We start from the raw sequence: 23,208 nt of genomic DNA on the forward strand, positions 1-23,208 counted from the left end.
ACGACATGCCGAAATAACGGATGTGTTTGGAAGATAACTCTCTGTTTTTGAGGGTTTTTCCGGGATACTCGGGCGCATGGGCGGTCCACTTAATAAGTTCCAGGTTCCGGCCGCCCTGCCGGGTACACGGGTCCCGGCATAACCAAAATTATTGGAGGAACGTTATGACAACGAAAATTGTCATTGGACTGGACGGGACAGAAACCGGAGAACACGCCATCGCCTTTGCCAAAGATCTGGCTGGCCGAATTGGTACGTGTGAATTGCTGGTTGTTTATGTCATCGAATGGTCCCCATTTACTTTTCAGACCCCTGAAGAGAACGCATTGCGGCACAAGCGGCGAGAAGAAGAAATCGAACTTGCGACGAACCGGATTGTTACCCCGGCTGTCGAAGCCCTGACCGCAGATGGTTACACAGTGCAGGGCATCGTGCGTCATGGCGACGTGGCTGAAACTCTGAACGCAATCACCGTCGAGAATGGCGGTTCGCAGATCATCGTCGGGCGCGCCTCGGCCGATGGGTTCAAGAAACGCTTGTTTGGCAGCTCGACCCAAAATCTGGTCATGCACGCCGATGTACCAGTCACTGTTGTGAACTGACGGGAGGGATGAGAATGACTATGTTGAAACATCTCTGGCTGGCTGTAATTGCCGCTCTGATTGCCGCTCCTGCAATGGCGCAAGACGCGCCTGGACTGGACGACAAGATCAATCAGGCATTTGCCGATTTCACCGGGCCATTTGTCAGCTTTATCTTTGCGCCGTTTCCGGGAACCAGTTTCCCGTGGATCGTGGGCTGGTTGGTCGTCGCGGCGACTGTTTTCACGCTGTACTTTGCCTTTGTTCAGCTCAGGTTCTTTGGCCATGCGATCAGCCTTGTCAAAGGTGACTACTCCGACCCCAACGATGCGGGCGAGGTCAGCCACTTTCAGGCTCTGGCCACGGCGCTGTCGGGTACGGTTGGCCTAGGCAACATCGCCGGTGTGGCGGTTGCCGTCGGCATTGGCGGACCGGGTGCTACCTTCTGGATGATTGTCGCGGGCCTTCTGGGCATGGCGTCGAAATTCACCGAATGTACGCTGGGCGTGAAATACCGCAACGAATACGAGGATGGCACCGTTTCCGGTGGCCCGATGTATTATATGTCCAAGGGCTTTGACGAGCTTGGCTTGCCTGGAGGCAAGATTCTGGCCGTCCTGTTCTCGATCTTCTGTATTCTGGGCGCGCTGGGCGGGGGCAATATGTTCCAGGCCAATCAGGCGCATCAACAGATCGCGGGTATCACGGGCGACTATCCCGGATGGATCACAGGGGTTGTCTTTGCAATCATCGTGTTCCTGGTCATTGTGGGTGGACTGAAATCCATCGCACGGGTGACCGAAAAGGTCGTTCCATTCATGGGCATCCTATATGTGGCTGCTGCGTTGGTGATCATCATCATGAATGCTGATCAAATCGGCTGGGCGTTCGGCCAGATTTTCGCAGGTGCCTTCACCGGCCTCGGCGTCGCTGGTGGTATGGTCGGGGCGCTGATCCAAGGCTTCCGTCGTGCTGCGTTCTCGAACGAAGCGGGCGTGGGTTCTGCAGCGATCGCACACTCGGCGGTTCGGACCAAAGAGCCGATCACCGAAGGGTTCGTCTCGTTGCTTGAGCCGTTCATCGATACGGTTGTGATCTGTACGATGACTGCGCTGGTGATCATCATCACCCAGCAGCTGATCGTCGATCCGGAAACCGGCAACTACATGCTGAACGAAGCGGGTAATGCCATTGCAACTGTTGATGGCAACTCGGGCGTCAGCCTGACCTCGGCGGCCTTTGGTAGTGCCTTCAGCTGGTTCCCATATGTACTGGCGATTGCGGTGGTCTTGTTTGCCTTCTCAACCATGATCAGCTGGTCCTACTATGGCCTCAAGGCCTGGACTTATCTGTTCGGGGAAGGCCACGCCAAGGAGTTGGTGTTCAAGGTCATCTTCTGCATCTTCGTTGTTATCGGCGCGGCGGCCAATCTTGGCCCTGTCATCGACTTCTCGGATGCGGCGATCTTTGCGATGGCGGTCGTGAACGTCTTTGCGCTCTACTTCCTGATGAAAGTGGTGCGTGAAGAACTGGCCAGCTATGCGAGCCGACTGAAGACTGGCGAAATCCGCAAATTCGAACACTAAATCAAACCACCGGGGCGGCCTTTGTCGCCCCGGTGCCTGATCAGGCTGCAAAAAGCGCAGATTCTGGTCCAAACCCCCTTGCCAGTATGGTCGAACTTGCGTAAACGGCGCTTCTGATCGCGTGACCGGCCGAGATGGCATGCCGAGTCGCGTCTGAAACCGAACCCCGAAAGGAGACGGAAATGCCTAAGATGAAGACAAAGTCGAGCGCCAAAAAGCGCTTTAAGGTGACTGCGACCGGTAAGGTCCTTGCTGGCCAGGCCGGCAAACGTCACGGCATGATCAAGCGGACCAAGAAATTCATCCGCGACGCCCGTGGCAACACCACCCTGTCCGCCCCCGACGCCAAGATCGTCAAGGGCTACATGCCCTACGACCGCTAAGAGGAGATTAAGAGATGTCCCGCGTTAAAGGTGGAACCGTAACTCACGCCCGTCACAAGAAGGTTATCAAGGCCGCCAAAGGTTACTATGGCCGCCGCAAGAGCACCTTCAAGGTTGCCCGTCAGGCCGTCGACAAGGCCAACCAGTATGCAACCCGCGACCGTAAGAACCGCAAGCGCAACTTCCGCGCGCTGTGGATCCAGCGTATCAACGCTGCTGTCCGTTCGCATGACGAAGCACTGACATATTCCCGCTTCATCAACGGCCTGACCCTGGCCGGTATCGAAGTGGATCGTAAAGTTCTGGCCGACCTGGCCGTGCACGAACCGGAAGCGTTCGGTACGATCGTCGCCAAAGCTCAGGCCGCTCTGGCTGCCTGATCCTCTCTAAGCAGAGACAGTGAATGAAGGGCCGTCCCGTTTGGGGCGGCCTTTTTCATTGATAGCCGAAAGCGAACTCAGCAAAATTTCGGCCATTAAAAGCGCACGATTGCCATGGTGATACTCCGACGGATCACTCCTGCACTGGCGGTACCGCCCGCTGATAAAGATGCCATGTGGTGTGGCCAAGGATCGGCAAGGTAAAGATCAGGCCCAGAAACGCCGGAACCAGCGACAACAGCATGGTAACTGAGATGATCGCGGCCCAAGTGAGCATGACACCCGGGCTTTCCGCGACGACCCGCAAAGAAGTCAACATGGCCGAAACAAAATTGGTTTCCCGGTCGAGCAGCATGGGCATGGAAACGATGGTCACTGAGAATAGTACGGCCGACAAAAATGCGCCGACGCAGGTGCCAATGGCAAGGAAAGTCCAGCCCTGAGGTGTGAAGAATACGATATTCAAGAACCCTTCAAAATCCGAAAAGGATGCGTTTTGAAGGGTGATCGCCAGCCAAAGCCGGATCTGGTAAATCCAAACCCAGAAAATGAACAGGGTGACAAAGGCCATCCAGCCCATTTCGCGTTTGCGTTGATTGGCCATCACGGTCAGGATTTCTGACCAGCCGAACCTCTCTCCGTTCTGCAACCGACGGGACATTTCATAAAGCCCAGCGGCAGCGAAAGGTGCGACCAGAGGAAATCCAACAATGGCGGGAATGATCATCCAGATCTTGCCGAGCCAGACCAGACTCCAAACCATCAGGATTCCGAAAACCGCATAGAACAGGCCGAAGAAGCCGCTCATGAAGGGGCGCGCCAGAAAGTCGGAAAACCCTGCCTTCAGCGATGCGGTGATATCACTTGTAGTTACCCTATTGATTTGGGGCATAGCCGCTTGTTGCGGCGTCAGGTTGTCCGGTGGTGTGGACCCTGTAGTTTTGGATGCCATGACACACTCCTCTCAAAGAAGGTGTCGCGCTGGGTGGTCTGCCAACTTGCTAAGCGGTGAAGCAGACATCCTTCCTGTTTCAAGTCTGCATCAGTGGCGGCATAACGGCAAGAGATAGGATGGCGGCCAAACTTTGGCTGGCGTGTTTCGCTAATTTTTAGCGGAGCCATAAGCCTATTTGCTTGGGTCTTTCTTTACCAACTGCGCCGCAAACGCCACGCCGGTTCCCGGCCCGGCATAGGTGACCATGATCACGTCATCCAGATAGACTCCGTTGAAAATCCCGGCTGACACATCGTCGCCCGATATCCCGGCCTCGGCCAGAACAAAGCGAGTGGGATCGTCCAGGCTGAAGGTGCCCATTGCTTCTTCGACGATCCAATCTTTGTCCCCGATGCGCCGCCAGCGATTGGTGGCGGTGATTAGGTTGCCGTCCAGCTTGGTGATCTCCAGCTCCATCTCGGTCTTCAGCAAGCCTTTTGCGTGGTTCGGGTTCGATTTGGCAAAGCCCACCAGATAGGTGCCGTGCCAGGTGCCGACGATCTGGGGAAAGCCGCTGCCTTCATCGGCGCTGGAAGGGGTGGCGACCGCAAGGATGGCCACGGCGGCGAGGCTTCGGATGAGCTTGAGTACCATTGGACACGTCTCCTGCATGGGGTGTGATAACCACAGGGTACTTGAGTTGGCGCATTTGACAAACCCTTGTGTGTAAACACAAAAAAACCGGCGCGGTGGGCGCGCCGGTCTAAGTTCATCTGCCGTGGTTGCATGAGTGATGGCAGATTTATTCCAGTTAGGTTCAGCCGAACACACGACCCAGTGCGCCGTCGACCGCATCAGTGATCTGGTCGATGTCGTCTGCGGTTGCAATCAGTGCAGGCGAGAAGCACAGCGTGTTGTTGCGGCTGGGGATCGAACGGTTGGTGGCCCCGATGATGACGCCCTGCGCCATACAGTCGGCAACAACCGCCTGAACCTTTTTCTCGTCCATGGGCTCTTTGGTGGCCCGGTCGGAAACCAGTTCGGCACCCAGGAACAGACCCTTGCCGCGCACGTCGCCGATAACTTCGTGCTTATCCATCAGCGCCTGCAGGTTGCCCAACATCCGGTCGCCCATATCAATGCAGTTCTGCAGCAGGTTCTCGTCTTCGATGATGCGCATGTTTTCGATTGCAGCAGCTGGCCCGGCGGTGCAGCCACCAAAGGTCGAGATGTCGCGGAAATAGCTCATCGGATCCGACATGTCGTCTTTGAACATGTCAAAGACTTCTTCGGTGGTAACCATCACGGCAATCGCCGCATAGCCCGAGGCAACGCCTTTGGCCATGGTCACGAAGTCAGGCTTGATGCCGTATTGCTGATAGCCGAACCAGGTGCCGGTACGACCGACGCCGCAGACGACTTCGTCGATATGCAGCAGGATGTCGTACTTTTTGCAGATTTCCTGCACGCGTTCCCAGTAACCTTCGGGCGCTTCAATCACGCCACCACCGGCGGTCACAGGCTCAAGGCACAGCGCACCAACGGTTTCGGGGCCTTCGCGCAGGATCACCTCTTCGATGGCGTCCGCGGCTGCTTTGCCGAATGCCTCGCCGGACAGCTCTTCCAAGCCCAGCTCGTGCTTGCGGTATTCCATGCAATGCGGAACGCGGACAAAGTCTGGTGCGAACGGACCGTACTGCGCCGTACGCTCGTCCTGGCCGCCAGCAGACATGGTTGCCAGGGTCGAGCCGTGATAGTCGCGGTCACGGTACAGGATCTTGGTTTTTTTGCCGCCATAACGCTTGTGCGCGATCTGGCGAACCATCTTGAACGCCTTCTCGTTCGCTTCGGAACCGGAGTTGGTGTAATAAACGCGGCTCATGCCCGGCATTTTGCTGATCAGTTTTTCAGCAAAGATCGAACCGGGGATAGACCCTGCGGTATTTGCGAAATAGCACAGCTTCATCAGCTGGTCGTGAACCGCCTTACAGATCGATTCGCGGCCATAGCCGACGTTAACGGTCCAGACGCCACCGGACACGGCATCCAGATGCTCTTTGCCGTTCTGGTCCCAGACACGCATGCCTTTGCCTTCGACAATGATCTTCGGATCGTTGCTTTCCAATGGCTTATGCTGCAGCAGGTGGTGCCAGATATGGGCGCGGTCGGCTTCGACCACGTGCGAGAGATCGTTTTCGTTGAACGTGCCGTCCATGACATGTCCTTTCAGAATGGCTGGGGCGCGGGCGGCGAAAAGGGCCGTCCCGGCTTTGTGTTTTCGATGGCTCAGATCACCGCGAAAGCTCTGTCGGAGATAGGGCCAGATTGCACCATCCCGTAAATCCAGTCCATGGCCACGGCGTATTATTACGGGTTTGTCAGAGGAACGACTTTGTGCTCAATTCGCCAGAACCGCAGAGGGAGGGTCAGCAAATGACACAAGCCAGCATCTACGAGCGTCATTTGGACAAATGCCGGGCAAACTATACGCCGTTGTCACCGCTGAGTTTTATCGAGCGGACAGCGCACATTTACCCGGATTATCCTTCCGTGGTTTACGGCGCGCGTCGCTATACATGGGCTGAAACCTATGCCCGCTGCCGCCGGCTGGCAGGCGCATTGTCCGCCCGCGGAATCAGCACGGGCGACACGGTTTCAGTCATCGCGGCCAACATTCCGGAAATGTATGAGGCGCATTTTGGCGTGCCGATGGCAGGTGCTGTTCTGAATGCCATCAACACTCGATTGGACGCACCGATCATTGCCTTCATTCTGAATCACGCGGAATCCAAAGTCCTTCTGGTCGATCCCGAGTTCTCAGGCGTGGTCAAAGAGGCGCTGAAACAGGTGGATCACGATGTACTGATCGTCGATATCGAGGACCCGAGCTTTGACGGTGGTGAGAAGCTCGGCGGCCTGACCTATGACGCCTTACTGGCCGAGGGCGACCCTGAATTCAACTGGTCCTTACCCAAAGATGAGTGGGACGCGATCACGTTGAACTATACCTCGGGGACAACAGGCAATCCCAAGGGCGTCGTGTATCACCACCGGGGCGCTGCGCTGAACGCGCAGTCGGACCTGCTGGACTGGAACATGCCAAAGCATTCGGTCTATTTGTGGACCCTGCCAATGTTCCACTGCAACGGCTGGTGTTTTCCTTGGGCGATGGCCGCGAATGCGGGTGTTTCGGTCTGTCTGCGGGCCGTGCGGGACGAACCGATTTATGCCGCATTCCGGGATGAGAAAGTAACACATTTCTGCGGAGCACCGATTGTTCTTAACATGCTGGCCAATGCGCCCGACCACCTCAAGGATTTCGATCATGAGATCAAGGTGATGACCGCTGGCGCGCCGCCGCCCGCCGCGGTGATCGAAAGCATGGAAAACATGGGCGTCGAAGTTACCCATGTCTATGGATTGACTGAGACTTATGGTCCGTCGGTTGTCTGCGCCTGGAAAGACGAGTGGAACGACAAGGGGGCCGAAGACCGCGCCGCGCTGAAGGTCCGTCAGGGTGTGCGCTATACGGCTCTGTCGGGGCTGATGGTTGCGGACCCGGACACGCTGGAACCTGTGCCTGCTGATGGTGAGACGATGGGTGAGATTTTCATGCAAGGCAACGTCGTCATGAAAGGCTACCTCAAGAACGCCGACGCCACGGACAAGGCGTTCCGGGGTGGATGGTTTGCCTCGGGTGATCTGGGGGTGATGCATCCGGACGGCTACATCGCGCTTAAGGACCGGTCGAAAGACATCATCATTTCGGGTGGCGAGAATATCTCATCCGTGGAGGTTGAGGATATCCTTTACAAGCACCCGGCGGTGATGGAGGCGGCCGTGGTCGCGCGCCCGGACGACAAGTGGGGTGAAACACCCTGTGCGTTCATCGAACTAAAGCCAAACACGCAGGCGAGCGAGGCGGATATCATCGCATTCTGCCGCGATAGCATGGCCCATTTCAAAGCACCAAGGACGGTGGTGTTCGGACCTTTGCCCAAAACCTCGACCGGAAAAATTCAGAAGTTCAAACTACGGGATCAGGCGCGGGCGCTGAATTAAGCGCCTATCTTGTCAAAGATCGACAGGTCAAGATCCAGCATTTCGCCCATCCAGATCGCCCGGTCCCGGTGGTCCGCCAGATGGTCGCCGGTTTCCGGGTGGGTGAAAATGGTTAGGCCTTGCCGGTTCAGCATCAGCCACGGCATGACTTGATCGAACGCGTCCGGGCCAAAGCCCAACTGGCAGCTCCATCGCGGGTGGGGGCCTACATTTTTGGCATGCATGCGCCCCATCTGTACCGGAAACAGATCGGCGACCTCTTCACAGACCTGCTGGGCAATGGCTTGCGTGTTTGCGTCGAAATAGACATGGGCGTGATAGCCGGTGATCTCTGACATTGGGGCCTCTTGCATACGTTTCGAACAAGGTACGGTGCTGCAAATGGTATTGCCACTTGCGCCGCCACACAGGCTCTGTGCGCCAGATCAAGTGGGTGCGTGGAGATCTGGGTGGGCTGCGGCAAAGGCGGGATGTTCGGCACAAGCGGCCTCGGCGTTTATACTGCGCGGCAAGTCCGATAAATCCACGTCCCAACGGCGCGCATTGTACATTTGCGGGACCAGGCAAACATCGGCCAGTCCGGGCTTGGCCCCGGTGCAATAGGGCGCTTGTTCGAAGCCCTCGAGAAGCGCCTCAAAAGCCAGTAGGCCGGGGCGAATGAAATGGCGCATCCAGGTGCCGGGCATCCCGTCAGCACCATCACTCAGCGCGGCCGCATACTGCGCGACGGACAAATTGCAGACCGGATGCACATCGACCGCGATGGATTGCGCCAAAGCCAGCGCATGTGCCCGGGCCGCCGGTTCCGGAGGCAACAGTCCAAGGCCGCGAGTTTGGTCAAGATAGTCGATAATGGCCAGAGATTGTGTCAACCGCAGCCCGTCAATCTCGAGCACGGGGACCAGCCCCTGTGGGTTACGCGCCAAGTGGTTGCCGGACCTTTGTTCGCCCGCTGTCAGATCAATTGAAACGGCGCGATAGCTGATCCCAGCCAGGTTCAGCGCGATGCGCACCCTGTAGCTGGCCGAAGACCGCCAAAAGTCATACAGCACCACGCCGCTCATCATCGATCTCCTCGGTTCGTCAGGTGTCCTTCAGCGTGGCGGCTTTCAGGGCGCTAGACAATACATTTGCGTTCCCAATGTGATTGGCCAGGACCAGAACCAGACGTGCATTCAGGGCGTCACTGTCGGCTTTGACCAGCCCATCATGTGCCGCCACCAGATCGGCATAGAAACCGTCGGCATTTTCCAGATTGGGGGAAAGGATCAGATCGGTCATTTCGTTCACTCCTTACCTGTTGCCCGGCGGATCGCCTGCCGGAACGCGTTTTCTTCGAATGTGTCGCGACGGGCTGCAACATGTTGGTCAGGCCGGATCAGGTACACCGCACCCGTTGCATCACCCAGATACCTGCGCTTCAATTCCAAAGACAGGTCATCCTTGACCGACAGAGCCAGCCGCGTCGCCTGCACGCCGCCCTCTTCGATCCTGTCGGGCGCATCCGCATCAATTGTCAGCAGCGTGAATTTCCCAGCCAGTTTTGGTAGCAGGAATTCATCGCTCAAAGGTGCGTCCGGGCAAGCGGAACCGGGGCGTGTCAGCTCTGGCCCGTTCAGCGCGTCGGCAGAGCTGAGCGATGATGCGGTATAGGCGCAAGGTGTGCTCAAGCGACCGGAATTGACCAGCGGGCGCGCAAACTCATAACGCTCACTGAGGTCCAAAACAGCATCCCGCAACAGGCGCGACATGTCGGATTTGGGCGTGATGAACTCTGTCGATTGCGTAGATGCGCTGATGTTCTCATCCGCAGCCTCGACCCGTTCGCGATTGTAGCTGTCCAGCAAAACCTCGGGCGCATCGCCGTCAATGACTAGCTTCAGCTTCCAGCACAGGTTGTCTGCGTCCTGTATGCCAGAGTTGGCCCCCCGAGCGCCAAATGGGCTGACCTGATGAGCGCTGTCGCCAGCAAACAATACGCGACCATGGCGGAACCGCTCCATTCGGCGGCACTGGAACGTGTAGATCGAGACCCATTCGAGTTCGAATTTCACGTCTTCACCCAACATGGCCTTGAGCCGCGGGATCACGTTTTCATGTTGTTTTTCATGTTCTGGATCGATGTCTTTTCCCAGTTGCAGGTCGATCCGCCACACGTTGTCCGGCTGTTTGTGCAGCAGCGCGGACTGTCCCCGGTTGAACGGCGGGTCGAACCAGAACCAACGCTCGCTCGGAAAATCCGCCTGCATCACAACATCAGCGATCAAAAAGTTGTCTTCGAATACGCGGCCTTCGAAATCCAGGCCCAGCATGCGGCGGGTGGGCGAGTTTGCCCCATCACAGGCAATCAGCCAATCCGCCTCAACGTTATAGGGGCCTTCGGGAGTTTCGACTTCAAGCTTGACGTGATCGTTGTGCGTGCCGACGGCTTCGACCTTGTTCTGGCCGCGAATTTCAATCGGCGCGCCCTCAGCCTGCAATTCCCGTACCCGCTCAACAAGCGCTTTTTCAAAATAGTATTGTTGCAGATTGATGAAGGCGGGGTGCGCATAGCCCGCGTCGGGTTGCAGGTGAAACTCATAGACCTGACGGTTGTCAAAAAAGACTTTGCCGGCATCCCACAGCACGCCTTTATCGACCAATTTATCCCCGGCGCCCAGACGGTCGGCGATTTCCAGAGACCGCTGTGAAAAGCAGATCGCGCGGCTACCAAAGCTAACCTTGTCATTGTCGTCGAGCACGACGACGGGGACCCCTTTCTGGGCCAGGTCAATGGCTGCGGCCAACCCAACCGGGCCGGCACCAATCACGATAACCTTGTGTCGTACCGAGCTTGCCGTGTCCTGATCCGGGCTGCGTTGATAGGCATAGAGTGGAACTTCGAAAATCTTGTTCATGGGCTCTCCCCCGATACTCAGGCGCCGTGGGCGCACTAGATCCCGCCCTCTGGCACATGTGCGCCAGAAGGCCTTGCCCTATGATTCCACTTATTTCCCCTGTGCAAAACGATCTGGATCAAGTTTGCCCGTCTACTTCAGCCCTGCAGGGCCTCCCACATCTCCAAGTCGCGCTGGGCGGTCCAGATACGGGGCGTGTCGATACCGCGCGCTTCGTCATAGGCGCGGGCGACATTGAAGGGCAGGCAATGTTCGTAGATCGCGTAATCCGCGAATTTTGGATCGCATTCGGCGCGCACCGCGTCCCATGCCTCTTTCAGAGAACCGCCACGGGCTGCAACCTTTGCGGCGGGCCGATAGGTGCTTTCGACGAAGTCGCGTGTGTTCTCGATGGCTGCATTGACCATGTCCTTGCCGACCAGAGCGTCTCCGCGACCCGGTGCGATGGCATCAACGTCGAACCACTTGATTTCATCCAGCGTATCACCCCAAACGCTGAAATGCCCGTCGCCGCAATAGCAGGCCGAGTGGTATTCGACGATGTCACCGGTGAACATGACATTCTGATCGGGTACGTGAATGACGATATCACCTGCGGTGTGTGCGCGGCCCAAATGCATAAGATCGACCCGACGATTCCCAATATAAACCGTCATCGTGTCACTGAATGTGGTGGTGGGCCAGGTCAGGCCGGGGATGCTTTCATGGCCTTCAAACAGGCGCGGGAAACGCTGAAACTCGCTATCCCAGTCCTCTTGCCCGCGTTCAACGACCATGGCGCGCGCCATGTCCGACATGAGGATCTGTTGCGCACCAAAGGCGCTGGCCCCCAATACGCGGACTGCGTGGTAATGGGTCAGCGCAACATGTGTGATCGGTTTGTCGGTCACGGATCGCACGCATTCGATCACCTTGTTGGCCAATCGCGGGGTCGCCTGCGCCTCGACAATCATGACGCTGTCATCGCCAATGATGACGCCGGAATTTGGATCGCCTTCGGCGGTGAAGGCATAAAGGCCCTCGCCGACCTCGGTGAAAGAGATCTTCTTTTCGGACATGTCCCCCTGGGATGCGAATGCCTTAGCCATGATGAGTTCCTTATCGGGCGTATGGGTTTTCAAGGGCGGGCAGCAGGGTCCCGACACAGTCGCCAAACCCGATGGTGTAACCTTGGCCCTTGGCGGCACCTGTCAGGGTCAGTGTGTCACCGTCCTCGATAAATGTGCGGGTTTCACCGGTATCCAGCGTCAGCGGTTCCTTTCCACCCCAGCTGAGTTCCAGCAGCGAGCCCCGCTCCGGTTTTGTTGGACCGGAAATCGTGCCAGACCCAAGCAGATCGCCCGTGTTCATTGGGCAGCCTGAGGTCGAATGGTGTGCCAGTTGTTGGGCGGCCGAGTAGTACATTTCGTTGTAATTTGTTCGGGCAATGACTGTGGCGCCCTTGCCGTCGGGCTCCATCGTGACCTCAAGATCAATGTCATACAGCATCGGACCGCAGTCTTTGATGTGATCCAATAACTCGAATTCACGCGCAGGCGTGTCGCAGCGGAAGGGTTCCAGCGCCGCCTTTGTCACAATCCACGGGCTGATCGAAGTGGCTGTGGCTTTGGCTTGAAACGGCCCCAAGGGTTGATATTCCCAGGCCTGAATATCGCGTGCGGACCAATCGTTCAGCAGAACATAGCCAAAGATGTTGTCGTCGGCCTCCTGAACCGAGATGGGTCCGTCCGAGGGTGTACCGACAATCGCGCCCATCTCAAGCTCGATGTCAAAACGACGGCTGGGCAGAAAAGCGGGCATGTCATGATCGGGCGACTTGAGCTGACCCCAAGGCCGACGGATATCGGTGCCCGACACGACAACGGAAGAAGCCCGGCCGTTATACCCGATGGGGATATGCAACCAGTTCGGCGGAAGGGCATTTTCCGGTCCGCGGAACATGGTGCCAACGTTTTGCGCGTGGTGACGTCCGGCATAGAAATCGGTGTATTCGCTGACCGCAAAAGGCATGTGCATTTCGGCGTCGATCTGGGCAATAAGCAACGGTTCAACCTGCGCCTGCTCTTCTGCGCCTTCGGCCAACAATGCGGTCAGGCGGTTGCGCAAAGCAGCCCAGACGGCAGGACCTTCCTCCATCAACGGGTTCCAGAACGGCAGGTCGAAGAGTGGCTCGTCTGCCAGTTCGATCAGGCCCCGTGCCTCGGCTGCGGTGACGTCCAAAATCATTTCGCCAATCGCCACACCGCACCGCGGATCACCTCCTTCGGTCGAGAAAACGCCGTATGGCAAGTTGTTCAGAGGAAACGGGTGATCGGCGTCATTGGCCGAGGCCACCCAGGATTTCATTAATGGCATGTATTCAAACCTCTTTTGGGTGTCACTTTTTGCCCGGCGTGCCGTCGAACTTTTTCTCAAGCGACGTCCAGCAGTCGATGTAGTCATCCTGCAACGGGGCTTCGTTGGCTGCAAATGGTGTCAGATGCTGCGGGAATCGGGTTTCGAACATGAAGGACATCGTGTTGTCCAGCTTGTCTGGCCCGAGGTTCGCGTTTGATGCTTTTTCAAACGCTTCCCGATCCGGCCCATGCGGTAGCATCATGTTGTGTAGGCTCATGCCGCCCGGAACAAACCCCTGCGGTTTGGCGTCGTACTGGCCATAAATGTTGCCCATCAACTCGGACATGATGTTCTTATGATACCAGGGCGGGCGGAAAGTATCCTCGGCCACCATCCAGCGTTCGCGGAACAGGACAAAATCGATGTTTGCCGTGCCCGGTTGCCCCGAGGGCGCGGTGAGGACAGTAAAGATCGACGGATCAGGATGGTCGAATAGAATTGCACCGACCGGACAGTAGGTGCGCAGGTCATATTTGTAGGGCGCGTAGTTCCCGTGCCACGCCACCACGTCCAGCGGGCTTTGGCCGATCTTTGTGGTATGGAACTGCCCGCACCATTTGACCGTCACGGTCGAAGGCACCTCGCGGTCTTCAAACGCCGCCACCGGAGCCTTGAAATCGCGTGGATTGGCCATGCAATTGGCCCCAATTGGACCGCGGCCGGGCAATTCGAATTTCTGGCCGTAGTTCTCGCAGACAAACCCGCGCGCCGGGCCTTCCAGCACCTCGACACGGTACACGAGGCCACGGGGGAGAATGGCGATTTCCTTGGGTTCCAGATCAATGATTCCGAGTTCAGTCGCGAACCGCAGGCGACCTTCCTGTGGCACCACCAACATCTCGGAATCGGCCGAGAAGAAATAGTCATCCTCCATAGAGTCGGTGACCAGATAGATGTGGCTGGCCATGCCCACCTGCGTGTTCACATCCCCCGCCGTTGTCATGGTGCGCATACCGGTGAGCCATGTCAGCCCCTCATCGGAATGAGGCACTGCGTCCCAGCGGTATTGGCCAAGGCTGATCACGTCCGGGTCAACGCAGGGCGCGGATTTCCAATGTGGCAGTTCGATTTTTTCATAACGGTGCGAATGCTTGACCGACGGGCGAATGCGATAGCACCACGTGCGCTCGGGCGGATTGGCTGTAAAGGCCGTGCCGCTAAGCTGTTCACCATAAAGGCCGTAGTTGCAACGCTGCGGGCTGTTCATACCCTGCGGCAGCGCCTCGGGCAGGGCCTCTGTCTCGAAGTCGTTTCCAAAGCCGGGCATATAACCCGCATGCGTGCCAACGGTCGTGCTGGCTTGCGTCATTTTGTGCGGATCCGTCGGATGGTTCATCCTGTGTTCCTCCAATTGCTGCTTGTCGAGTAATAGTTGATTTTGTAACTAACAAGCATGACTCAAGACAAATCTGCCAAAAAAGATGACTTTGATCTGCAGGAATTCCTGCCGTATCTGCTGAACCGAGCAGCCGAAGAAAGTTCGCTGGAGTTTCAGCAGGTCTATAAGGACCGTTACGGAATGCTTCGCACCGAATGGCGCGTCTTGTTTCATCTGGGAAATTACGGCGAGATGACTGCGAAAGAAATAGGTGAGCGCGCCAAAATTCACAAAACCAAGGTCAGCCGTGCAGTTTCGAAATTGGAACAGCGCCGATACTTAGCCCGTAATCGCGACACATCCGACCGCCGGGTTGAACAATTGACGCTGACATCCGCAGGTCAGACGGTTTACAGGGACTTGCGCCTGGTGGCCGAGGCCTATGATTCAAAGCTTGCCGGCCTGTTTTCCCGAAACGAAGCAGAACTGTTGCGCAAAATGCTTCGGCGTCTGGCGCATATGAATTGACCACTGGTAATTTACTGCCTCAATTCCCAGATGAAGCCCAGAACAAAAATGGGACAAAACATGACGACCTTGGATGCCGATACGGCAAAATCAAGCGATCTGATCAACTGGCTGGTGGCGCGCGGGCTTGAGGGTGTCGAAAAAGAAGAACTGCTGGAGGAGTACTGCAATCGCCTGGTGGAACTGGGCGTTCCGCTAATGCGATTTCACGCGGCCCAATCGACCCTGCACCCGATTTATGGCGGAACCGGCTATAGCTGGTATTACGGCAAAGGCGGGGAATATCAAAAGTTCGAATACTCTGAACAACCCAGCGATCAATGGCGTGCTAGCCCTCTGTTTGCTGTTCTGAACGAAGGCGAAAGCGTTGTGCACGAACGGTTGGTGGATCAGAATGAACCAAGCCGATTTCCCTTACTGAATGACCTGCGCGAACATGGCGCCACTGAATATTACGCGACGGGTGTGTCCTTTGACATTCCGACTCATAATCAGCCGAAGGACGCCAAAAAGGCGGTGAACGGTGTATTGTTGTCCTGGACGTCAAACGCGCCCGAGGGGTTCAAGGACAGCGATCTGGCGTTGATCAATACAGCCCTGCCACATCTCGGATTGGCTTTGAAATCGGCAAACAACCAGCGGATATCAAAGGACCTGATGCGCGTCTATTTGGGTCGTGATGCCGGTCGGCGCGTTTTGTCCGGCGAGATCAGGCGTGGGTCGCTTCAGCAGATCGATGCAGTGATCTGGAACTTTGACCTTGAGGGATTCACCAGCCTGTCCGAAGAGCTGCCGGGCGATGCCCTTATTGAGATGCTAAACGAGTATCTGGCCGCTGCGATAGACGTGGTCCACAAATGCGATGGAAGCATCCTCAAGTTCATGGGCGACGGGCTAATGGCCATGTTCGATGTCGGAGAGATCGATGCGGACGCGCGTGCGGCACTGGCGGCCGTCGCCGAATTGGAGACATCGATGGCGAAACTGAACGCGCAACGTTCCGCCGATGGCCTGCCTGTGTCGAACTATACGCTGGCTCTGCATGCAGGTGAGATTCTGTACGGCAATATTGGTTCTGAGAACCGCCTGGACTTCACCGTCATCGGCCCGACCGTCAACCAGACCGCGCGGATTGCCGGAATGCACCGGTCGCTGGGGCAACGGATCCTGATCTCGGACGATGTGGCAAAGGCTGCACGACCTGCCGCGTCAGAGCTGGTCTCTGTCGGTCGCTATATGCTGCGTGGAGTGCCGGAACCGAAAGAACTGTTTACGGTTTACAAGGCGAATGACGCACGGGATTGAGTTTGCGTTTCGTGGCCGAAATTAACTGCGGCATGGGCCTATCCATTTGTGAACAGGCCCAAGCAATGGTTTCTGGCTCAGACGTGATCGTCCTTAACCAACGCGCCCCGCCCGTGGCCGGCCATACCCCCAGAGACTTCTTCTGTCGCCTCATCAGCGAGTGTCTCTGGCAGGATGAGGTTAAGCACAATAGCGATAAACGCTGCTGGAAGGATGCCTGACGCGCCCAAAACCCGCAGGGTGTCGGGCAGGTGCTGCAGCGCATTTACCGATCCGGGTGCCACGTTCATGACTTCGAGTTGAAGCCCCAGACCAATCGAAAGCGAAACCGCAAAGATCACCATGTTCCGGCGGTTCCATACAACATCCGACAACATGGATACGCCTGCGGCGACAACCATGCCGAACATGACTATGACGCCGCCGCCCAGCACTTCGATCGGAACCGTTCGGATCAACCCGCCGACCTTGGGCACCAGACCGCACACAATCAGGAAAATGGCACCAATGGTGACCACGTGGCGGCTCATGACGCCGGTCATAGCGATCAGACCGACATTCTGGCTGAACGAGGTGTTCGGGAAGCCGCCAAACACACCAGCAATGGCAGAGCCGAAACCGTCAGCATATGTGGCGCCCTGTATCTCTTTGTCGGTGGCCTCACGACCTGCGCCACCTTTGGTGATCCCCGAGACATCGCCGACCGTTTCGACAGCGGACACAAAGGCCATGAGGCAGAAACCGATTACTGCGGCGAACGAGAACTCGAAACCGTATTTGAACGGCTGCGGCAGTGCAAAAGCTGCAGAGCGTTCCCACGAGCCTGAGATCACTTCGACAGGCAGCTTCCCAACCAGTAGGCAATAAACATAGCCCACCAAAATACCGACCAGGACAGCCGATACGGAAAGCATGCCACGCGCGAAGAACTTCAGCCCCAGCGTGACAAACACAACGATCAGCGCGGGTGTCCAGCTGGACAATGAGCCATAGCTTTCAGCACCAGCGGCCTTGGCTGGAACACCTCCCGCAGCGTATTCGATGCCGACCTTCACCAGCGCAAGACCGATCATCGTCACAACCAATCCGGTCACCAGTGGCGGCAGTGCAAAGCGAATCCTGCCGATCACCGTGCCCAACAGGGCATGAAACAAACCACCGATAATCACGCCCCCGAACAGGGCGGCAAGACCGTCAACGCCTTTTCCGGCAACCAGAGGGATCATGATCGGAATGAAGGCAAAGGATGTGCCCTGTACGATCGGAAGCGCTGCGCCAACCGGGCCAAGCGTTACCGTTTGCAACAGCGTGGCAACACCGGCGAAAAGCATCGACATCTGGATCAGATACAGCAACTCGGGAAAGTCCGGGCTGTTTGAACCAAAACCAAAACCCGCCGCGCCGGCAACGATAATCGCCGGAGTAACGTTCGACACGAACATTGCAAGAACGTGCTGTATCCCCAGCGGTACGGCCCGGTAAATGGCTGGAAAATAGTTTGGATCCCGAAGTTGCTCCGGCGTCCCAATGGATGAATTGGTCATGGCTGTCCTCCCGTCAACGCGCGATTTGGCGTCCTGTCCCTTGATAACCCGGTGTGGAATTCACATCCTGATCCATTCAAAGTTGTCTATTATTAGATCAGGTGGAAAGTGGTGATTATCAAAAATACCAAAAAGGTGCTTTGGGTAGTTGTATTTTAGTTAAAGAAACCAATGGCGGTCCAGAGTCAGCCTGAACGCGACGCTGAAGCTTCAGGCGCCCGGTATTGTCAAAACTCATTGCCCAAAAGGGCAGGGGCGCACACCCGATCTACAATTTTAGCGAGGTATGGTAGCGCTGGGGCTGGAACGCCCGAACGTGGCCGTTAGAAGTCGATCTCAACGCCCGGCAGGTTCAGTTCTTTCATCATGTCGCGCAGCTCTTGCCGTGCAGCGATGTTCGAAATGTTCAGCTGTTTGACCCCGATATCCTTGAGGTCCAGCAAGGTCAGGCCGCGTGGGAAAAGCTCGCGGAATATAACCCGCTCGGAGAAACCCGAAGCGACGCGGAAGCCGATGCGCTGGGACAGCATCTCAATCGCGCGCTGCATCTTTTCCTTGTTGACCATGCGCTGGGTGCCGACGCGGTTGCGGACAACCACCCAGTCGATGGGCTTTAGTCCCGCCTGCGCGCGCAGTTGGCGCGCGTTCCACACCATTTCCGAATAGACAGACGGGCCCAGGATTTTTTCACCCTTCGAGTCGATCCGTGCAAGCAGGTCAAAGTCAATAAAGCTGTCATTCAGTGGCGTGATCAGCGTATCGGCCAGCGAATGTGCCACCTGACTTAGGCGGGTGTGCGATCCGGGACAATCGATCAGGATGAAATCGCTGTCGCTTTCCAGTTCGGATACCGCGGCGGACAAGCGGTGATCATAGATATTCTCGCCGGGCTTCAGTTTGGACGCATCAATCTCGGGCAGGTCATGATGGCGGGGGCCGGGCAGGGTCAGGCCCGCGTTTTTTAGAAAATTGCCGCGGTTCTCGAAGTACCGACCAAGGCTGCGCTGTCGAAGATCAAGGTCCAGTGTGCTGACCTTGTGACCCAATCGCGCCAGTGCGGTCGCTACATGCATCGACACGGTCGATTTGCCTGCGCCGCCCTTCTCGTTCCCCACTACGATAATATGTGCCATGCTTGTATTCCCACGTCCCGCCGTGCTTAACCACACGTTGTTACCAACCACTATATGTTGTGGAGGCCGGGAAGGGAAGAACCCCAAGCGCCCGCGCAGAGCAATATCAGGCTCTAATTTGGAAAACTCAACCGGCTGGGTCGGTTAGGACCCGCGCTTGCCAAAGCGAATAGGCTGTTTCACAGTTCAAATCAGGGTTTTGCAATAGGGGAACCGGTTGGACCATCTGTTTTTGAACGTTTTGAACGTGGTTCTGCCGGTGCTGATCTGCGCCGGAATCGGCTATGCCCTTGCCGCGATCAAGGCACCGTTCGACAACAAAGTTATCGGTGGGATCGTTTCGCGCGTTGGGTACCCGACGCTGATCATCTCGCACCTGTCCACAACCAAGATCGCGGTAGGCACCTTTCTGGACGTCATGACGGCCGCAGCGCTGGCCATTGCGGGGTTCGGAGTGTTGGGATTTCTGGCACTTAAAACCATGCGTCTGCCGGTTCGGGCCTTTTTGACGCCGCTTATGCATGGGAACGTGGGCAATATCGGGTTGCCTATCGCCTTGCTTGCGTTGGGTGATGCGGGAATGGCCTATACAATGGGATTCGTCGTGGTGGTGCTGATCAGCATTTTCACCGTCGGTATGTGGATACCGGCGGGGGAGTTTTCACCCAGAAAGCTCGTCACGTCCCCGATCATTTATGCAGTGATCCTATCCCTGATCCTTATGGCGAGCGGATCTAGCTTGCCTCAACCGCTGGCAAAATCCTTTGACATTCTTGGGGGGCTGTCGATCCCACTGATGCTGCTGACATTGGGCCATACGCTGGCGACGTTGCGGATCAAAAGCCTGGGCCGGGCGGTGCTGTTGACCGTTCTGCATCTGGTCATGGCGATTGCAATCGCCAGCGCTTTGGTATGGGTTTTTGGTTTCACCGGGGCTGAGCGCGGCGCGGTGATCCTGTGTTGCCTGATGCCGTCCTCGGTTGCGACTTACCTGTTCATTGACCAGCACGTACCGGAATACGGGCCGGATGTTGCTGGTTTCATTCTTGTGTCGACGCTGGTCACGATCATCGTCCTGCCGGTGGCTCTGTCTTACTGGATCTAAAGCCGACCCTATGCGCAGCGACAAAAAACGCTAAACTGCTGATGAATTGCATTTAAGAACAATGAGTTTTGGGGTGGAATTATGACCGACAAGACGCCTTCTGACCCAACGCACGAGGGGGGTGCCCGCGTTGTGCTGGCGATGACGGCTATCTGTATGATGGTTGTTGGGTTTAACACAACGGCTGTTGCGACCATCCTGCCCAACCTCAAGGCCGAGTTCGATTTGACGCCATCCGGTCTGCAATGGGTGATGGCAACCTATACCGTGGCCAGCGCCACGCTGGTCACAATAGTCAGCCGGTTGGGCGATATCACCGGCAAGATGGGCGTGTTCTTCGCTGGTATGATTGTCTTCGGAATTGGGTCCGCCTCGGTCCTGTTTGCGCAAGACGGCGCGATGCTTCTGTTTGGGCGTGGGGCGCAGGGTGCGGGTGCTGCGGCCCTATTTGGAACATCTCTGTCATTGCTCACCGCCGCCACACCCGAAGAACAGCGTGCAGGTGTTACCGGCGCATGGGGTGCAATTGTCGGACTTGCCATTGGCGTCGGCCCGATCGTCGGCGGTGCCTTTGCCCACTATATCAGCTGGCGTGCGGTGTTTGCGACCGATCTGGTGTTGCTGGTGTTCGCCTTCCTGATTGGGCTGCATGTTAGCCGACGCGGTTACGTGCCGGACACGCGTCAGGCCGAGGCCAAGTTTGATTATCCGGGCGCTTTTGCGTTGCTGTTGTTCCTTGGCCCGCTGTCCTTTGCGCTCAGCAATGGGGAAAGCAGCGGGTGGGCAACGCCGATGACATTGATGCCGCTGGGTGTTGCGGCGGTTGCGACAATCATCCTTGTTATCGTGTCTCGCCGCAGCGACGATCCGTTGATCGAACTGCGATACTTCAAGCATCCGCGTTATTTCATGGCCGCCGTTGGCATGTTCTTCACCGGCTTCACGCTGTTCTGTTTCTTTGTGTATTTCAACACGTTCGTTCAATCCCCGGATGCCTTCGGTTATTCGCCCATCGGCGCAGGTTTAGCGATCATGCCGCTTAGCCTCAGCATGTTCGTGATCTCGGTCACTGCACCCCGGTTTCTGGCGCCCTACAGCTTTCAATGGCCTATCGTGATCGGCTTGGGGGCGATGGCCTGTGGGTTCTTGCTGTTGATGACAACTTCGAACTCCACTCAATATGCCGAGATCTGGTGGAAGCTGATGATCGTCGGCATTGGATTAGGTATCTGTTTTTCACTTTTACCCCGGCTCGGTCTGCGCGTGTTGCCAGAAGAACATGTGGGGCAGGGATCCGGGGTGATTAACGCCTGCCTGTATTTTGGCGCGACACTGGGCGCCGTGGTCGGAGGTTTGGCCGAAGCGATAACGACCCGCAGAGGTATTTCCGACGTCATGAATGCTTTGCCCGCCGGTTCCGACCAGCGAGAAGATCTGGCCCATGCCCTAACCCATGGGACGCCGAGTCAAATCCAACAACTGATCGCTAAAATGGATCCTGAAACTAGCAGCGCTTTAGCCAAGGCCCTTAGGGACTTGCAGGACAACGCCTTCGACAGCACGATGCTTGTTGCCGCGGTGGCGGCTCTAGTCGGGATGGCTTTGGCGCTGATGTTGCTTCGGGGCCCGGTTCCGCCCGTACACAGCGCAGCCGAGCTGACGCGTGCGAAGAGTTGAGTTCGCTTCAACTGTTGGCAATTCTTCTACTGGAAATCCGGCTGTGATAGTAGGTCTCCATGGTTGAGTTTGCATTACTCTCTCAAAAAACCTTGCGCCCTTTGGTGGCATTGTCTGTGCGCGAAAATCAGGCAGGGTTTGTCGCGACAAATCTAATGACGATGGCGCAGTCGATTTTCGAACCGGGGTCAGAAATCTATGGCATTTGGGATGGCGGCGATGCGGTGGGATTGCTTGCCATTATCGACATGGCACATCCCGATGCAGAATTGGATGACGAGGATGACCCGGATGGCGTCTATATCTGGCGGCTGATGGTCGATAAATCTCGTCAGGGCCGGGGCTATGGAATGGCCGCATTGGATTTTGCGAAATCCGTGGCTTTGAAAAAGGGTCGCTCTAACCTGGTGATCAGCGTCGTCGACGAACCCGGCAGTGCGCTGCCGCTTTATAAATCGTTCGGGTTTGCGCCGACTGGCCGGCTTGTCGGTGGTGAGGTCGAGTTGATCATGCGGCTGGCTTAGCCACTAATTTCTGGCAACGTTCTACCCACAAAAAAAGGCCGCCCCGGTGGGCGGCCCTTCGCATCTCAAAAGGTTCCGGCTTAGAAGCCCAGACCTTCGTATTTTTTCTTGAACTTCGACACACGGCCGCCGGCGTCCAACAGGCGCGACGAACCACCGGTCCATGCAGGGTGCACAGAGGGGTCGATTTCCAGAGCCAGCTGATCGCCTTCAGCGCCCCAGGTGGATTTCATCTGAACTACGGTGCCATCGGTCATTTTGACGTCGATGACGTGATAATCGGGATGGATGTCTTTTTTCATCTTTCCGTTCCTTACGCTTCGGCGCCAGCCTTGGGCTTGTAGTTGGTGACTTCTGCGATACGCGCGGATTTACCACGGCGCGAGCGCAGATAGTACAGTTTGGCGCGACGGACGCGGCCACGGCGGACAACGGTGATGCTGTCGATGTTGGTCGAATACAGCGGGAACACACGCTCCACACCTTCGCCAAACGAAATTTTGCGAACGGTGAACGCACCGGCGATGGTGTTGCCGCCTTTGCGGGCGATGCAGACGCCTTCGTAGTTCTGTACACGGGTGCGCGACCCTTCGGTCACTTTAAAGCCGACACGGATGGTGTCTCCGGCTTTGAAATCGGGGATGTCTTTCCCCAGGGCGGCAATCTGTTCCGCCTCAAGCTGTGCGATCAGGTCCATCGCATTTCTCCTATCTGCTCGTGGTTGGTCCACGAAGTTGAGCACGGCCTGAGAGCTCTTGGTCTTCACCGGGTCCTGCGTACAGCCCGCCAGAGGTCAGATCGAATATTCCTTTGGTCCGGTCCGCCCTGCCGCGCCGTGGCCGAAGAAAGCCGGG

Annotated in this window: 24 protein-coding genes; 10 read left to right on the forward strand and 14 right to left on the reverse strand. The window is 56.8% G+C overall.

What is annotated here, in order from left to right:
• The first annotated feature begins 164 nt into the window (after nt 1-164).
• From DK510_RS11485 to rplT, 4 genes are all read left to right on the forward strand, one after another.
• Nucleotides 165-602 carry a universal stress protein gene (locus tag DK510_RS11485; RefSeq protein WP_058279007.1) on the forward strand — a complete coding sequence of 146 codons (438 nt, stop codon included), beginning with the start codon at nt 165-167 and terminating at the stop codon, nt 600-602.
• A gap of 14 nt (nt 603-616) precedes the next feature.
• Entirely contained in the window at nt 617-2,167 is a 1,551-nt protein-coding gene (locus DK510_RS11490; RefSeq protein ID WP_058279006.1) for a sodium:alanine symporter family protein, read from the forward strand.
• A gap of 182 nt (nt 2,168-2,349) precedes the next feature.
• On the forward strand, nt 2,350-2,550 hold the full coding sequence (rpmI, locus tag DK510_RS11495) for a 50S ribosomal protein L35 (RefSeq protein ID WP_010443552.1): 201 nt from the start codon (nt 2,350-2,352) through the stop codon (nt 2,548-2,550).
• Between the two features lie 14 nt (nt 2,551-2,564).
• Complete coding sequence (rplT, locus tag DK510_RS11500; protein ID WP_058273348.1) at nt 2,565-2,930, forward strand: 50S ribosomal protein L20; 366 nt, start codon at nt 2,565-2,567, stop codon at nt 2,928-2,930.
• A 133-nt stretch (nt 2,931-3,063) separates the two neighbouring features.
• Here rplT and DK510_RS11505 read toward each other — a convergent pair whose 3' ends face one another.
• The 3 genes from DK510_RS11505 to DK510_RS11515 form a co-directional block, all read right to left on the reverse strand.
• Entirely contained in the window at nt 3,064-3,882 is an 819-nt protein-coding gene (locus DK510_RS11505) for a DUF2189 domain-containing protein (protein WP_109312222.1), read from the reverse strand.
• A 174-nt stretch (nt 3,883-4,056) separates the two neighbouring features.
• Nucleotides 4,057-4,518, reverse strand: coding sequence for a hypothetical protein (locus tag DK510_RS11510; RefSeq protein ID WP_109312223.1), 462 nt, complete (start codon nt 4,516-4,518; stop codon nt 4,057-4,059).
• A 163-nt stretch (nt 4,519-4,681) separates the two neighbouring features.
• On the reverse strand, nt 4,682-6,079 hold the full coding sequence (locus DK510_RS11515; protein WP_108861337.1) for an aspartate aminotransferase family protein: 1,398 nt from the start codon (nt 6,077-6,079) through the stop codon (nt 4,682-4,684).
• Nucleotides 6,080-6,297: 218 nt separating this feature from the next.
• Between DK510_RS11515 and DK510_RS11520 the strand changes: the two genes are divergently transcribed.
• On the forward strand, nt 6,298-7,926 hold the full coding sequence (locus DK510_RS11520; protein WP_109312224.1) for an acyl-CoA synthetase: 1,629 nt from the start codon (nt 6,298-6,300) through the stop codon (nt 7,924-7,926).
• Here DK510_RS11520 and DK510_RS11525 read toward each other — a convergent pair.
• From DK510_RS11525 to hmgA, 7 genes are all read right to left on the reverse strand, one after another.
• The gene (locus DK510_RS11525) at nt 7,923-8,264 is read right to left on the reverse strand and encodes a DOPA 4,5-dioxygenase family protein (RefSeq protein WP_109312225.1); all 342 of its coding nucleotides are present in this window, start codon (nt 8,262-8,264) and stop codon (nt 7,923-7,925) included. The genes DK510_RS11520 and DK510_RS11525 overlap by 4 nt on opposite strands.
• Nucleotides 8,265-8,351: 87 nt before the next feature.
• The gene (maiA, locus tag DK510_RS11530; protein WP_109312226.1) at nt 8,352-8,990 is read right to left on the reverse strand and encodes a maleylacetoacetate isomerase; all 639 of its coding nucleotides are present in this window, start codon (nt 8,988-8,990) and stop codon (nt 8,352-8,354) included.
• Nucleotides 8,991-9,009: 19 nt separating this feature from the next.
• On the reverse strand, nt 9,010-9,207 hold the full coding sequence (locus tag DK510_RS11535; protein WP_200833234.1) for a DUF2783 domain-containing protein: 198 nt from the start codon (nt 9,205-9,207) through the stop codon (nt 9,010-9,012).
• Nucleotides 9,208-9,212: 5 nt separating this feature from the next.
• Complete coding sequence (locus DK510_RS11540) at nt 9,213-10,823, reverse strand: FAD-dependent oxidoreductase (RefSeq protein WP_109312228.1); 1,611 nt, start codon at nt 10,821-10,823, stop codon at nt 9,213-9,215.
• 137 nt (nt 10,824-10,960) lie between these two features.
• A complete protein-coding gene (locus DK510_RS11545) occupies nt 10,961-11,911 on the reverse strand; it encodes an MBL fold metallo-hydrolase (RefSeq protein ID WP_109312229.1) in 951 nt (316 codons plus the stop codon).
• 10 nt (nt 11,912-11,921) lie between these two features.
• Entirely contained in the window at nt 11,922-13,178 is a 1,257-nt protein-coding gene (gene fahA / locus DK510_RS11550; RefSeq protein ID WP_109312230.1) for a fumarylacetoacetase, read from the reverse strand.
• Between the two features lie 22 nt (nt 13,179-13,200).
• Nucleotides 13,201-14,556, reverse strand: a complete 1,356-nt coding sequence (hmgA, locus tag DK510_RS11555; RefSeq protein ID WP_109312231.1) for a homogentisate 1,2-dioxygenase — start codon at nt 14,554-14,556, stop codon at nt 13,201-13,203.
• Between the two features lie 57 nt (nt 14,557-14,613).
• Between hmgA and DK510_RS11560 the strand changes: the two genes are divergently transcribed.
• Both DK510_RS11560 and DK510_RS11565 read left to right on the forward strand, forming a co-directional pair.
• A complete protein-coding gene (locus DK510_RS11560; protein WP_109312232.1) occupies nt 14,614-15,066 on the forward strand; it encodes a MarR family winged helix-turn-helix transcriptional regulator in 453 nt (150 codons plus the stop codon).
• A gap of 60 nt (nt 15,067-15,126) precedes the next feature.
• Nucleotides 15,127-16,371 (forward strand): adenylate/guanylate cyclase domain-containing protein, encoded by a 1,245-nt coding sequence (locus DK510_RS11565; RefSeq protein WP_109312302.1) that lies wholly within the window; start codon nt 15,127-15,129, stop codon nt 16,369-16,371.
• A 77-nt stretch (nt 16,372-16,448) separates the two neighbouring features.
• Here the strand turns inward: DK510_RS11565 and DK510_RS11570 are convergent, their stop codons facing one another.
• The gene (locus DK510_RS11570) at nt 16,449-17,915 is read right to left on the reverse strand and encodes a uracil-xanthine permease family protein (protein ID WP_109312233.1); all 1,467 of its coding nucleotides are present in this window, start codon (nt 17,913-17,915) and stop codon (nt 16,449-16,451) included.
• Nucleotides 17,916-18,238: 323 nt separating this feature from the next.
• On the reverse strand, nt 18,239-19,048 hold the full coding sequence (locus DK510_RS11575; protein WP_109312234.1) for a division plane positioning ATPase MipZ: 810 nt from the start codon (nt 19,046-19,048) through the stop codon (nt 18,239-18,241).
• A gap of 217 nt (nt 19,049-19,265) precedes the next feature.
• On the opposite strand from DK510_RS11575, the gene DK510_RS11580 reads away from it, so the two are divergent.
• From DK510_RS11580 to DK510_RS11590, 3 genes are all read left to right on the forward strand, one after another.
• A complete protein-coding gene (locus DK510_RS11580; protein ID WP_109312235.1) occupies nt 19,266-20,153 on the forward strand; it encodes an AEC family transporter in 888 nt (295 codons plus the stop codon).
• A gap of 81 nt (nt 20,154-20,234) precedes the next feature.
• Nucleotides 20,235-21,830: an MFS transporter gene (locus tag DK510_RS11585; RefSeq protein ID WP_109312236.1), complete on the forward strand. Its 1,596-nt coding sequence runs from the start codon at nt 20,235-20,237 to the stop codon at nt 21,828-21,830.
• A 59-nt stretch (nt 21,831-21,889) separates the two neighbouring features.
• A complete protein-coding gene (locus DK510_RS11590) occupies nt 21,890-22,354 on the forward strand; it encodes an N-acetyltransferase (protein WP_109312237.1) in 465 nt (154 codons plus the stop codon).
• 80 nt (nt 22,355-22,434) lie between these two features.
• Here DK510_RS11590 and rpmE read toward each other — a convergent pair whose 3' ends face one another.
• Nucleotides 22,435-22,656, reverse strand: coding sequence for a 50S ribosomal protein L31 (gene rpmE / locus DK510_RS11595; RefSeq protein ID WP_010437577.1), 222 nt, complete (start codon nt 22,654-22,656; stop codon nt 22,435-22,437).
• An 11-nt stretch (nt 22,657-22,667) separates the two neighbouring features.
• The gene (gene rplS / locus DK510_RS11600; RefSeq protein WP_058273331.1) at nt 22,668-23,051 is read right to left on the reverse strand and encodes a 50S ribosomal protein L19; all 384 of its coding nucleotides are present in this window, start codon (nt 23,049-23,051) and stop codon (nt 22,668-22,670) included.
• Nucleotides 23,052-23,208 lie beyond the last annotated feature (157 nt).

It is taken from the genome of Ruegeria sp. AU67 (assembly GCF_900312795.1).
GTDB lineage: Bacteria > Pseudomonadota > Alphaproteobacteria > Rhodobacterales > Rhodobacteraceae > Ruegeria > Ruegeria atlantica.